This is a genomic window from Ferruginibacter paludis (assembly GCF_030409685.1).
GTDB classification, from domain to species: domain Bacteria; phylum Bacteroidota; class Bacteroidia; order Chitinophagales; family Chitinophagaceae; genus Ferruginibacter; species Ferruginibacter paludis.
Genome location: NZ_JAUFQJ010000008.1, coordinates 407,299 through 420,874, shown reverse-complemented (window position 1 = coordinate 420,874; position 13,576 = coordinate 407,299). Strand labels below are relative to the sequence as shown.

Annotated in this window: 9 protein-coding genes; 6 read left to right on the top strand and 3 right to left on the bottom strand. The window is 40.1% G+C overall.

The window, feature by feature from the left end:
* Positions 1-393: 393 nt before the first annotated feature.
* The gene (locus QWZ08_RS17070; protein ID WP_290338711.1) at positions 394-3,069 is read right to left on the bottom strand and encodes a TonB-dependent receptor plug domain-containing protein; all 2,676 of its coding nucleotides are present in this window, start codon (positions 3,067-3,069) and stop codon (positions 394-396) included.
* Between the two features lie 485 nt (positions 3,070-3,554).
* Here QWZ08_RS17070 and QWZ08_RS17065 point away from each other — a divergent pair, with 485 nt between their 5' ends.
* The 5 genes from QWZ08_RS17065 (at position 3,555) to QWZ08_RS17045 (ending at position 8,556) form a co-directional block, all read left to right on the top strand.
* Complete coding sequence (locus QWZ08_RS17065; protein ID WP_290338710.1) at positions 3,555-4,973, top strand: serine hydrolase domain-containing protein; 1,419 nt, start codon at positions 3,555-3,557, stop codon at positions 4,971-4,973.
* Between the two features lie 696 nt (positions 4,974-5,669).
* Positions 5,670-6,179 carry an RNA polymerase sigma factor gene (locus QWZ08_RS17060; RefSeq protein ID WP_290338709.1) on the top strand — a complete coding sequence of 170 codons (510 nt, stop codon included), beginning with the start codon at positions 5,670-5,672 and terminating at the stop codon, positions 6,177-6,179.
* Between the two features lie 5 nt (positions 6,180-6,184).
* Entirely contained in the window at positions 6,185-6,847 is a 663-nt protein-coding gene (locus QWZ08_RS17055) for a hypothetical protein (protein ID WP_290338708.1), read from the top strand.
* A gap of 285 nt (positions 6,848-7,132) precedes the next feature.
* Positions 7,133-7,702: an outer membrane beta-barrel protein gene (locus tag QWZ08_RS17050; protein WP_290338707.1), complete on the top strand. Its 570-nt coding sequence runs from the start codon at positions 7,133-7,135 to the stop codon at positions 7,700-7,702.
* Positions 7,703-7,902: 200 nt separating this feature from the next.
* Entirely contained in the window at positions 7,903-8,556 is a 654-nt protein-coding gene (locus tag QWZ08_RS17045) for a hypothetical protein (RefSeq protein WP_290338706.1), read from the top strand.
* A gap of 355 nt (positions 8,557-8,911) precedes the next feature.
* Here QWZ08_RS17045 and QWZ08_RS17040 read toward each other — a convergent pair whose 3' ends face one another.
* Both QWZ08_RS17040 and QWZ08_RS17035 read right to left on the bottom strand, forming a co-directional pair.
* On the bottom strand, positions 8,912-11,560 hold the full coding sequence (locus tag QWZ08_RS17040; RefSeq protein ID WP_290338705.1) for a T9SS type B sorting domain-containing protein: 2,649 nt from the start codon (positions 11,558-11,560) through the stop codon (positions 8,912-8,914).
* An 81-nt stretch (positions 11,561-11,641) separates the two neighbouring features.
* Positions 11,642-12,160 (bottom strand): hypothetical protein, encoded by a 519-nt coding sequence (locus QWZ08_RS17035; protein WP_290338704.1) that lies wholly within the window; start codon positions 12,158-12,160, stop codon positions 11,642-11,644.
* 744 nt (positions 12,161-12,904) lie between these two features.
* Between QWZ08_RS17035 and QWZ08_RS17030 the strand changes: the two genes are divergently transcribed.
* Entirely contained in the window at positions 12,905-13,516 is a 612-nt protein-coding gene (locus tag QWZ08_RS17030) for a hypothetical protein (RefSeq protein ID WP_290338703.1), read from the top strand.
* Positions 13,517-13,576: the final 60 nt, after the last annotated feature.

Here is a 13,576-nt window from a genome sequence, read left to right as displayed (position 1 = left end):
TTGTCTGCTTCTGTGGTCGGGTGTACACTCTCAATAGGCGAAGGAGTGCATCAGCGTTCTACTAAAGTGAAGTCAGCGTTGGCACAGGGTGTAGTTGGGGGCAGGAGCATTTGCTATCCTTGTGCCAGACAACAAATGCACTAACAATAATAATGCACTCATTGCGGCAATCATAATAGCAGCCAATCAAAAATAGTAAGCCCGTGATTTATTGGCAAGTGTTACTTCGCAGAGCCGGCAACGGCACAAGGATGTCCGGCGCACATTACCAACGCTTCAGCCTTGCGCTAATATAAATCTTAACCAGTTTGACGAGGAGCTTGCAACAATAGTGGGCGATAATAAGATCCTGGTTGCAGGAATTTGCCCGTCCTTTCCCCACCTGGCAAATCCTTATTGTCCTGTTCTCTTAAGCGAAATTGTTTCATGCACCAGTGCTCCGCTTGCTGCAATCCCTTCTATGGTAAGCGTATAACTGGTGGGCAGGTCTGCGGTATAAAAGCTAATGTTAGCGGGCGCTGTTTCATCTGTATGTACATTCCCGTTCCAGTAAATAGTTGTTCTTTCATCCTTTATTTTAACTTGCCTGCTTTCATCTGTTTCATACCTGGGAGCATAAAAATTCTTTTCAACATGGTAGCCGGCAACCTGTAAGGGACTTATTCCTTTTTGAACAAACCTTACCCTGCTATCGCTTCCTTTTTTTGTATTGATCAAAATGACCCCATTTCCCCCTCTTACGCCATAGATGGCCGCTTCACCACCTCTTAATACTTCAATAAAATCAATGTCGTATGGATTGACAGCACCCAACGCATCACTGACTTCAACTCCATCAAGAATATATAAAGGTTCGGAAAAATTAAAACTATTCCATCCAAAAAAACTAATATGCCCATCCATTATAGTGGCACCCGGAACAGAATAAAAGACGTCCCTCAGACTGAAATTTCCATATTTTTCAATAAAGTCAGACGGGATAATGTGCGATACCATGCTTACCCTTCTTGATTCATCATAGTTTACTTTTCTCTTTCTTGAGTTCACAAACACTTCCTGTAACAGGCGTGCTTTTTCTTTATCCCGCAAAGAATCGTAGCGGACACGCATGGCTAAATTGATCCCATCAAACTGATCAGGGTTAAAAGGCTGCGGGTTAAAAGACCTGTCAAAATAAGTGAGCGGAAAATGGGTGGCATCCATTATAACATTTACATTTTCATTTGTTCCCTTCGGATTTTTTGTTTGAACAATAAAGGACGTGGAATCGCTGTAATCTACCCCCGCGAAATGAAACCGCCCCTGTTGATCTGTAGTGTCAACGCCGATAAACGCATTGTCGGTTGCGGAAAAAAGCATCACGGCATAATGAGCCGCAGGGGCGTTTTTGCCGGTAGTTATTGTACCACTGATGGAAAGACTGCTGTCTTTTTCTTTTACATTGATGCGGGCATTGCTTTTAACATCGCTCCAGTTAAACCTGCTCCAGCCATGGGTTAACATCACCAGGTCAAGATCCAGCTGGGCTGCAGTATTATTATTGAAATAATAACCCGGCTGTTCAATATATCCTTTCAGGTAAGGCGATAGTAACAGGTGTGTTTTGATGTTGCTTTCATTGAGCTTATGCTTTACCATATTATCGTCGGTTACGGCGATGGAATACATCCCCTGTAAAGGCGTACCTGTTGCATCTGTTACTTTCAGCCCCAGTGTTACCTTTTCTCTTGCCTTGTAGTTAGCCCTGATGCCGGTGATGCTGACTTTTACACCGGGATGATGTACATACACCAATCGTTCACTTACCGGTTGCATGCCCTCATCAAACAGGGTTAATTGCGCAATGCCTTCCGGAAAATTGTTCAACGGAATAGTTGCCTCATACAAATCAGTGCCACGGCTCGTGAAACAGACTTTATTTCGTGAGGTTGCAACGAGATAGCTTACCTTATTCTTTTTATACAAAGAGTCGCCCAGCGCCACACGAACATGCAACGCATCATCGCTTCTTTTAGCAACGGTAAGCTGGTAAGCATAGTTATCAGCCGGTGCAAGGGGAACGGTAAATATTTTGCCGTTTTTTGTTTGAATGTAAGCCGTGTACGACACACCGCTTACAGGAACAAATTCAAACTTGCCCATGCCGAGGTGGGTGCTGCTAAAACTGCAAACGGCCTTCCCTTTGTTGTCCTTTATATAACCCTGCACATCTGTTCCGTATCCATACTGATCGACGGCCTTCAATGCCACATAGTTTTCAATATCATTCACCAGGTTGCCGCCTTCCGGTAAAAATTGTACATCTATATTACTGTTAAAAGAAGGCAGGCGAAGTAATTTCTGGTGCCCGTTGATGTTAATTTTTAATATCGCATCATTCCTGTTTTCTACAGCAATGGCATGCAGGTTGACAGAAAATTTACCTCCGGCATTTGTAACGGTGGCTGCTTTTTCAACCAGGCGGTCTTTATACAGCAACTGGTAACTGATATGCCGGTTAGCATAAGCATTCTTTGCAGTGTCCTGTAGTTGAACAGCCACGGTTGAAAGCGTTGAATCAGGATAGGAGAGGTCTGAAAGAATAAGGCTGTTTTTATTAAAAATATACAGCGAATTACTAAAAATATTTTGCGCATTGTTAAAGCCGGTCATCCATAAAGTGTAGGCCCTTAAAGTATAATTTCCTTCAGGGATAGAATCATTTAAGTGAAAACTGAAATTGAGGGAGCTGTACATACCATTTACAATTGCCTTCTCAACGACGGTATTTTCGTCATTGATTAACTCAACATATATTTTTTTGCTCCGGTTGCTGTCAAGCCCTGCCCGGTCTTCATTGATCAGGTAAATTTTACCAAACATATCGTCGCCGCTGAAGTAATACGGTTTGTCAGTATGTATATGGATCTTTTGTTGAGGAAACTGTTTACAGAAGTTGTAATAATTATCTACCAGTTGTTGCAATGTGTCAGTTGGTGGAAGTATTTCATGTCCGGCAAAAATGAAGAGCCCAGCCAGCAGGGGAAGGCAAACTTTTTTTTTAAAGAGTAGTCGGGCAATTGCTTTCATTTGACAAGTATTATGGATGGCAGAACGGGTACACTGAAATTAATTTGGTTTTAATTACCGGTGGAAATTGAAGATAACAATAATTTACTTAATACATTTTTTTTACACTTTACTTCCGTGGTTGGTGAAAACTCTTAAACCTCAAAGGTCGGTGTCCCCAGCGACCTCCTTCCCAGCAATGTCTCCTCCCAAGCCAGTGCGTTGGCCAGGGACGTTGCGTGCTACGGAGCAACGAACAATACTCAGGCCGGCACAACGTCATCGGCTATGCTTCAAGGGCACCGAGAGAGACGTTGCTGGAAAGAAGGATATCCGGCGAACATTACCAACGCTACACCTTTGCGCCAGTGCGAGCGTTCGCCAGTTTGAAGAAGTGCTTGTGCTAACGGGATGTAAATTTTAATTTAAGCCAGGCGTGCCTAAATTTATGGAAAAAGGGCAAGCCTGCATCTTTCAGAAAAAATTTATCACCGTCATAGAAAGCAATGAAAAAAAAGATAAAAAAAATCGTACAATACTTTTTTCTGTTATTGCTTTTTTGTTTTGTAGTATATGTATGGAAATTTCTTCCGATAGTAAACGGGCATGTAGCAAAAGAAATGTGTTCTGATGTTTTTGTTTCAGGAAGAACACCTGATGACATCGCAAAGCATGAAACAGGTATTTTTCCATACAACCTCGGTTCTTATAAAGTAGATAGGAAGGATAGTTCTGTAACAGTATCCGTGTTTGGACTTGCTAAAAGAAAAGCTATTTATAGAAGTGGTTTGGGTGCAACATTAATTAGTGGAATTAGTGAAACAGAATTAAGGCAACAGCCTATCAATATTACCAGTGCTTTATCTTTCAACCAGGATACAATAATTTTTCCACAGGGCAATCGTACAAATGACGGCGTCAATGCAGGCGTAAACAAGGTGCAATTAAATGCCGCCATCAAAGCTGCATTTGATGAGCCTGACAATAAACAGGAAAGACAAACAAGAGCAGTACTGGTTGTTTACGATGGCCAGATAGTTGGAGAAAAATATGCACAAGGTTATTCTGTTAATTCAAAACAGCTAAGTTGGTCCATGACCAAAGGAATAGTTAATGCAATGACTGGAATTTTAGTGCAGCAGGGAAAGTTAAACATAAATGCGGCTGCACCTATTGACCAGTGGCAAAAAGACGAAAGAAATAAAATTACAATTGCAGACCTGATGCACATGAGCAGTGGATTGCGTTTTTGGTGGTTCCCCTTTGGGCCAAGTGATTTAACCAACATGCTATTTAAAGAAAGAAATATGAGTGAATTTGCGGCTGACAAATCACTTAAAGATAAACCCGGCGAAGTTTTTAATTACTCAGATGGCTCAGCAAACATACTTTCGTATGTTATACGCAAAACCGTTGGTGACAAAGACTATTACCTGTTTCCATATGAATACCTGTTTCATAAAATAGGTATGAATAACACTTTAATGGAAGTGGATGCAAGTGGAACATTTGTTGGTTCATCCTACTGTTACTCAACAGCGCGGGATTGGGCAAGGTTTGGCTTGTTATATTTAAACGATGGTGTTTGGAATGGGGAACGGATTTTACCTGAAGGGTGGGTAAAATTTACTGCAACAGCTTCTTCTGCAAAAAACGAAAGAAATGGCAAATATGGAGCTTTGTGGTGGACGAATGAAGCAGATAAAAATAATGTTGCAAATAAAGACTACCCCAATGTACCTGCTGATTGTATTTACTGTCAAGGTTTTGACGGACAATATGTTTGGGTTATACCTTCAAAAAAGTTGGTAGTGGTTCGGTTTGCTTTTGAGCATGGAAATTACTTAGACCCCAACTTTTTCTTATCAGAAGTAATTAAGGCTTTGCCTGAGACACCCTTTGGCGCAAGCGGTCTACATAAGTGAAGTCTGCGTTGGCGAAAGGTGTAGGGCAGGGCAGAAGCGTTGGCTATCCTTGTGCCAGACAACAAACGCACTAACAATAATGATGCACCCATTGCGGCAATCATGTTAGTTGTGCAAACAAAAATAGTAAGCATATAAATTATTGGGAAGTGTTACTTTGTAGAACTCTGGCAACGGCACAAGGATAGCTGGCGCACATTACCAACGCTTCACCCCTTGGGCTTCAGCTTGAACAACATCTATAATCAGACAAATAATGGGACACAAAAAGGTTTGCTTAGACTGTAAAATTTCATTTAACAGAGAGTTTTAGCGCATATATTTGAGTTATGGGCAATATCTAGATACCTCTTAAAAATGTAAAATCAGACGCTCACAAAACATTTATCGCTCGATGCCCTCAAATATTTTGCATACTATTTCAGGATTACTTACTATGTCTCGTCCTGAAATCGGTTGACTACAAATCAACTAAAAAATGGATATCAAACAAAAAGCGATTACCGGGTATTTAACGCAAAGAGAAGTTTACATGAGCGTATCAGCGACTTCACCCTAACCTACAAGCAGGACTAAGACAGATAATTCCTCAAACTAATTTCTTAAAAATATATTTCACCCTTACTGTGATATTTTAGTTTGTTGTGCGTATAATTAAGAAAATAACTAAAATGGTTAATGTAATAATTAGAGAGAATGACTAAAATTTTTAAGCCCGACTTATTTCTTTCAGTCATTGAAACTAATAAAGGTATCATTTACAAAGTGGCTAATTCTTATTGTAAAGACACCGAAGATAGAAAAGACCTTGTACAGGAGATTGTTCTGAAATTATGGAAATCATTTGATAGCTATGACGAACATTTTAAGCATTCAACCTGGATTTACCGGATTGCTTTGAATACTGCCATTTCATTTTATAGAAAGGAAAAAACAAGAAAAGAAATTAGTAACCCGTTTTCTGAAAGCTTATTTAATGTAGCCGATTTTGAGGATAAAAAACAAATAGGGGAAAGTACATCTTTTTTAAATCAGTTTATTTCTGAATTGAAAGAGTTAGACAAAGCATTAATGTTACTTTACCTGGAAGAAAAGAGTCACAAAGAGATGGCGGAAATCATCGGCATTACCGAAACCAATGTGGCAACTAAAATTGGCAGAATAAAAGACATTTTAAAACAACGGTTTTCACAGAGCATAACTTAAATATTATGGAAGAAACAAATTTTGTTCTTTTATGGAAAGAACAGTATGAAAAAATTGACCAGTCATTGGTAATTAACAAGCAACTTTTAAAAGAGGTAATTAGTCAAAAAGCTGAATCAGCCTTACAATCTTTAATCCGGTTCAAAACAAGAGGAATTGTTGCGGCAGTTGTCTATTTAATTTTGTTAGGCATGTTTCTATTCTATGCAATTTCACATTATTCTTCTTCGGGAAATTATTTTATCCTTTCTATAGGTGCTATATTTCTTATCAATGTAAAAGCTTTATACGACTATATTAAACATTTGGTTTGGACAAATAACATTGATTATAACGGGAGTATTACAGAGATACAGCAAAAATTAACCAAACTACAATTATCTGTTTTACGTCACAGTCGTTTTATGGTTTTACAATTCCCTTTTTGGACAACATTTTATTTGAGCGACAAATGGTTTCCGCATTCTGTAAGTTGGGATTATATTATCTTCCAATTTTTACTGACTTCTTCATTTACATTCCTGGCTTATTGGCTATACAAAAATCAGACAATGGAGAGCGCAAATAAAAAGTGGGTAAAGACTTTAATTGAGGGTTCGGGCGGAAAATCAATTATAAAAGCAATTGCGTTTTATAAAGAACTTGAAACGTTCAAGCAAGTTAGCTAAGCTAAGGGCAGTGAGAGCGCCCGCCTGTACCATGATATCTTGTGCTCATTCCTGGCAAGGTTTCCTTCCGAGCCACTGCGTTAGCTAGGGACGGTGCTGGAAAGAAATGATGCAAGGATATCCGGCGCTCGTTACCAACGTTATCCCTTTGCGCCAATGAAAGATTTATTTGGTTGAAATGTTGCTCCCGCTGACGGACTTTATGCGTAAATAAAATAAATAACATTTACAGTTCTTTAAGTTTTTAAATTATATCTTCATTTCTCACCAATCAATTTTACCATTATGAAACTCTTTACACTAATCTCACTCTTTATTGTTATGTCCGTTACTGCCAGCAGCCAGGTAAACAAAGGCCAGTTTTTAGTTGGCGGAAACATTAATTTTAACTCAACCAAAAACGGCGGTTATAAAACAACCAGCCTTGTTGTTGCACCCAACATTGGATATTTTATTATTGACAAACTAGCTGCTGGTGTAAGGTTGAATCTTGCATCTTATCATCAAACAATAGGTTCAGTAAGTTCTACAAACACAAATACAAGCTTGTCGCCTTTTGCAAGGTATTATTTTTTGCCAGCTGCTAAAATGGTAAACGTATTCATCGATGGCAGTTATAACCATTTTAAAAACAAGAACCGGTACGAATCGCAACCGGCTAACACTTCAACATCGTATGGCTATACTGTTTCAGCAGGGCCATCCATTTTTTTTAATCAGCACATTGCCCTGGAATTTACTGTAGGATACCAATCTACCGTGCAAAAAAATATTCCGGGGAGTACAATAACACAGTTTAATTCTGGCCTGGGATTACAAATACATTTGGGGAAAATAAAAAGCAAGTCGGCTTGAGGCCATTCAGGTTTTCACAGAGGCAATAGCAACTATCAAAATTATAACAGTGTAACTCCTGCTGATAAAAAATAACCATCGGCCCGGGGCAGAATTTGATTTCCCAGCCTGCATAAAGCCCCATATCCGATGGATGTTATTTCAATATTACCACAACGTTATTTTACTTCAAATGACAAAACTTATTTCAAAATTATCAAATGAAATCTTCTATTTTTCTTTTCTTATCTATTGTATTGTACTGCCAACTGCAGGCCCAAAATTCCAAAAGATTTTCACTGGAGGTTAATTATGGTCTGAATGGTAACTTTTTTGTTCGTTCATATGATGAAACAGAAGGGCCTGCGAACAAAACAAACTTCTACAATAAGAATTTCCTGGGAACTGTGGGCGGTATTGAAATGAACTATCACTTAAATGATCATTCTTCTTTAATTGGCGGCTATTCCAGAAGTACCAACGCCGGAGAGAAAAATTATTCAGGAAATGTTAACGGAGTTAATCTCTTTATCAAAGATTTTAACATCAGGCATAGTAATGATTTTTATCAATTAGGTTATGAGCGAAGATTTAATAAATCAAATCCTATGCTTAAATACCATTTTGGCGTTGTGTATGCTACAATGCATCAACAAGAAATTTCAGTTGAAAATTTTGCCAACGATATAATAGTCGAGGAAAGGAATTTTAAAAATTCAAGATTGGAGGAGGGCGGAATTTTTGGGGGCGTTCATTTTCAAAAAAAGATTGATACAAAATTTGAATTAGGAATAAGAGTTAGAGCTTATTACCTTATATCTGCACAAACATTGGAGGCAGTGACCTTCACTCCAACATTAACATACCTGTTCTAAGAATTAAAATAGAGGGACAATACTTTCCCCCCATTTGGTTCAGGCGTTGTGCTGAAGTGGAGTCTGCGTTGGCGCAAGAAAGTAGGACAGGGCAGGGCAGGGCAGGGCAGGGGCGTTGGCTATCCTTATACCAAACAACAAATTCGCTAACAATAATATTGTATTAAGTGGGGCAATCATAATAGCAGCCAAATCAAAAATAGTAAGCCTATTAATTATTGGAAGTGTTACTATGCCGAGCCGGCAGTGGCACAAAGATATCCGGCGCACAGAGCCAACGCTACGTCCTTGCGCAAGGGTAAGCCTTTAACAGTCTGAAAAGCTGCTTGCGCTGATAAGGACACAGGTCATGATTTTACCGGATGAGCATTACCGTTCCGGATTTTGATTGTTGCTGTTGTCCTGCAATGCGAAACCGGCACTGCCAGGTATAAGCGCCAATTCCCTGCACTATTCCTTTATACATGCCATCCCAACCATTGTCAGGCAACGAAGAGCTGAATACCTTTTGGCCAAAACGGTTGTATATAATCCATTCAAAGGAAACAATATTGCCAAAGATCAGTGGTTTAAAAATATCGTTTTTGCCATCCTGGTTGGGGCTGAAAGCAGTTGGAATATAGAAGCCTTCCATACAATCTTTTAAGGATATCATCACGGTATCCGTACCAATGCAACTGAATTGATCTGTAACCTGCAACCAATAATTTCCGGGCTTGTCTACAGTAATTGAAGCATCGGTGCTGCCGGTGCTCCATAAGTATTTTGAATAGTGATTTGATGCTGATAATGTTGACTGGCCGTAACTACAAATTGCCGTATCCGCAGGGAGAAATAAAGACGGGGCGGGCAAAAGGGTTACTATTTTAACTGTATCGGTATTGATACAATTGTGGTCATCTTTTACCGTTACAAAAAAAACTCCGGTGTTGCCAACGTCAAAACTATTGCTGGTACTACCGTCCTGCCACAGGTAGGAAACAAAATTTCCCGGTTCAAGTCGCCTGGTTGTTCCCACACATAAGCCGGTATTGTGATCCAGCGTTATAAGCGGTTTTGACCAAACTTTTACAATACTTAAAGTATCACTGGCCTTGCAGCCCTCTGCAGTTTTCGCGGTAACACTGTATTGCCCTTGTTGCTTAATAATAATAGCTGCTGATGTATTTCCATTGTTCCATAAATAGGAAACAAAACCAGCAGGTGCGCTAATGCGCACACTGTCGCCTGTACACAGGCTAATATCGTTGCCCAGTTGCACCGGGGGCACTTTATTAACTTTAATGTGCACTGTATCAAAAGCAAAGCAACCAGGCAGCTTTTCCGCCTGCAAGTAATAAGCGGTGTCTTTTGGTGGATTCACCACTACATCAGGCTGATTAAGAAAATCAATAAAATAATTATCCGACCATTGATAGTTTAAAAACCCTCCGGGAGCTTTCAATTGTATAGTGTCGTTGTAACACATGGCTCTGTCTGGTCCTAAATCAATGGCCAAATTAAACGGATTAATAGTGATACTGTCCCTGGTTTTATTGCTGCAGGAATCAGCGGCTTCTACCCAGTATACGCCCGGCTGCGTAATGGTTAGTACGGAATCCGTTGAACCATTGTTCCACTGATAAGTTAAAAAATCAGTGCCTGCATGAAGTTGTATAGCGGTTCCACTGCAAATAATTGTATCGTTGCCAAGATTAAGTGTTGCCAGTTTGGGAGCTACCTCAATAATGAGCGAATCTTTTACCGGTATACAACTGTGAAGAATTGCAGCAATATGGTAAATACCTGGTTTATTAAACCGCAGTGAAACAGCTGTATCGGTACTGTTGACCATTTGTACTCCGGAAGGCAGCACCCATTGAGGAATTAAACCACATTTCCGATTTCGATGGACCCTGTAAGTATATACATCCTTCAAACTGCATACTGATGCAGGGCCTGTTATCTTTATGTAACTGCAGGAATCAAGAAAATCAGGACAGGTAAAACGTGACTGAACAAAAGCGTCTGTTAAAGTATACGCACTTGCATCACCTGCCTGCAGTACGAGCGATGAATCAATTTCATATTTAAAATCAATCCGGTCGAGATTTTTTTTGCTAACTACATAGTTATTTTCAATGCTAAAACAATAATCCGGCGCCGCCTTTATGGTATCCATTTTCAACAACCGGAAGTCACGTGAACTTAAAGCGCCATTGTCAACGTATCCAAACTGCTCTCCAACTGCTGCAAACTTGTCATTCGCCGCCATGGTAGCATCAATAAAATAACTTCTTTGGTATTCAGCCAACACCATCCCTCCGTATTTGTTCAGCGAAGTGTCTACAACCGCGAAATTGGTTGCATACCAAAAATAAGGTTGAAGATTAAGAGCTTCTTCCGTCCATTGCATCATGTAAATGCGTCCCTTTTTGTCAGCATATGCTTTTGATACTTTCTGGCTATAGGTCAAGGGAAATTGTACACCGATATTTTTAACAACGTCACCCTGCTGGCTGATGAGTGAAACCATTTGGCCATTGGCAAAGCTTGAGCACATCAATAAATCTCCGTAAGCAGACATATGAGCAAATGCAATAGTTGTTGGATTGGCCTGATCCGTGTATCCATATTGCCATTGCCGCTTGCCGGTTAATGCGTCTAATTTTGTAATAAAGGCAAAGTAAGATTGATCCTGTCTTAAATGAGCATTGCCACACACATAAATATTGCCGTTAAGCCATAGTAAGCCGCTCGGTGAAGCATAGTCAAATTGGCCCTGGTCATTCATAAAGTTGTAGGAGAGGCTACAATATTTATTCCATACAACTGTACCATTACTGTCCATTTTGGTGACGATCCAGCCAAAATCTGGTGTCAGATAGAGCGTGTAAATAAAGCTTTGGGGGTCGCTGGTAATAAATGATATGCCTGCAATTTGCTGACCCTGATTAAGTCTTTTGTTCCAAACCAGGTTTCCATTTTTATCAAGCCGGGCAATTTCACTGCTATTTGTTATCACGTAATAATTGTTGTCTGCAGTTGCTGCTATCGCCGTTACCTTTGAATTATTGCAGTAATAGGGAACTTCAAATTTTTTCGACTATTCAATACAACCCTTCTCAGTTGTTTTTACAACTATTCCCTGCTCGCCACAAGATCTCCACAGATAAGATACGCCTCCCATTACCAAACCGCTGTCACGGGTATTATCAACACAGGTGGCTTCCTCATTCGTTTCATAGAATCCATAATTTAACGAAGCGAAGCTGTCCCTGTTTTGAGCGGTACCCGCTGCGAAGTACACAACTGTAGCTGTATCTGCGCACTGACCCTTACGGGCAACCAGGCTAATGGTATGTACTCCTGGCGTGACGCCATAGTTCCAGGAAGGCCCCGTTACTCCCGGATAAAGACGGTCATACAACCAATACACTGTATCTGCGTTAATGCTATTGCTTGTGAAGTTGATGGTGGTATAGGCGGTAACAACGGAATCTTTACTTGCAGGCAATATTTGGGCTACTACGCCACAGGGATTTTTTGTTTGTGCATGCAGGTCTTCATGTTTTAGCAGCAACGCAAAAAATGCTACCAAAAAAGTACTCAAATATGCTTTCATCTGGTATTAAAAAGGTTTAGGGATTCTCAGGACAATATTGAAGGTAAGCATTAATCGATTAATTTTTATTCTGTAATAGTTTGGCAAATGCAATAGTTGTAAGAAAGCTTGCACAAATGGAGAGTCGCCATAATTTATCCCAGCGCTTCAGCGAACTTCACAAAACTGAAAAAGCCATTTGCCATGCATATCTCAACGCAATTGAAAATCCTGAGCCTTAAATTTAGAGCGACTCTACGTGTTGCCTGCCAATATCGCTGTATACTTCCGTAGTTGGTGTAAACTCTTCAATCTAAGGTAGGTGTCCCCACCGGCTTGTCGCAGGATGAATTGAGTTCCGTCGGAGTTTCACAGAAGCAAATAACAATTATAAACTGTAACAGTGAAACCCTGACGCATAAAAGAGTTGCAAACCATTTGCGGTCACGCTATTGAGGATGAGCGCTTTTGAAAGGCAGTGCTTCCGGCGTTGGGGTTTTCACGTAAAGCAAGTGCTTGTTGCTGCTTAAGCTATGAAACACCGTCGGGACCGAAAGGCCAAAAAATGTAAATTATGGGACAGCAACAGAATGTGTTTCTGTAATTTCAATAGTGGTTGAGGCTTGATAAGTGACGCTCAACTTTAATTACTAACTTCAACAAATAATGTTAACCGGCAGTGATAATGGCAGCCGGAATTTTGCGATTTTACTGCCTGCACAAAGGCCTGCCCGTTGTGTACTATGCGCAATAAAATTTACCGCTATGAGTCAAGCTAATTTTATTTTATTTACAATTGCTATTTTGGTTGGTGGCTGTAAAAGCCATCAACAGGGCGATTCAACATCCTCGTTTAAAACAGAAATACCTGCCTCTGTTTTCGGGCATGCTGACATTTTTTATCTATTAGCAAAAGACAGGCAAAAGGAGTTAGGTCTTGACAGGCTTGAAAATGGCTTCCACGATTTACAGGTCAGGGTTTGGTATAACTCGCCAGTGGCAAAAGAGCAAAAGCTGGTAGTCATCACAAACAAATACACCAACTGGACAGCGGCTGTTTATGATTTCCAGGTTAACAGGGACGATAAAGAGGAAACTATTCTATCTAAAAAAATAAGGCAGGTTTCACCCAAATCCGGCTGGCCAATATTCTCAAAAAAGTTATTGGACTTACAGATACTGACATTGCTCAACCAGGATGATGTAGAAGGCTATAGTGCGGGGCGTGACGGCACAACATACAGTATTGAAGTGGCAACGAAAAACCAATACCGGTTTTATAGTTATTGGGAACCGCAGGGATACCAGGACAAGTTTTGGCAAGCAAAGAATATGACTGAAATTTTAAAACTTATTGAAACAGAACTGGTCGTTTGAGAAACGCACAGGCACATGATGCGGGGACGTTTTACTACTGAACCCTCGCCAACAATTGTC

What these genes read in the sequence shown, in the direction of transcription:
- QWZ08_RS17070 (WP_290338711.1), bottom strand. Translation starts at nt 3,069, where the DNA reads ATGAAAGCAATTGCCCGACTACTCTTTAAAAAAAAAGTTTGCCTTCCC.
- QWZ08_RS17065 (WP_290338710.1), top strand. Translation starts at nt 3,555, where the DNA reads ATGAAAAAAAAGATAAAAAAAATCGTACAATACTTTTTTCTGTTATTG.
- QWZ08_RS17060 (WP_290338709.1), top strand. Translation starts at nt 5,670, where the DNA reads ATGACTAAAATTTTTAAGCCCGACTTATTTCTTTCAGTCATTGAAACT.
- QWZ08_RS17055 (WP_290338708.1), top strand. Translation starts at nt 6,185, where the DNA reads ATGGAAGAAACAAATTTTGTTCTTTTATGGAAAGAACAGTATGAAAAA.
- QWZ08_RS17050 (WP_290338707.1), top strand. Translation starts at nt 7,133, where the DNA reads ATGAAACTCTTTACACTAATCTCACTCTTTATTGTTATGTCCGTTACT.
- QWZ08_RS17045 (WP_290338706.1), top strand. Translation starts at nt 7,903, where the DNA reads ATGAAATCTTCTATTTTTCTTTTCTTATCTATTGTATTGTACTGCCAA.
- QWZ08_RS17035 (WP_290338704.1), bottom strand. Translation starts at nt 12,160, where the DNA reads ATGAAAGCATATTTGAGTACTTTTTTGGTAGCATTTTTTGCGTTGCTG.
- QWZ08_RS17030 (WP_290338703.1), top strand. Translation starts at nt 12,905, where the DNA reads ATGAGTCAAGCTAATTTTATTTTATTTACAATTGCTATTTTGGTTGGT.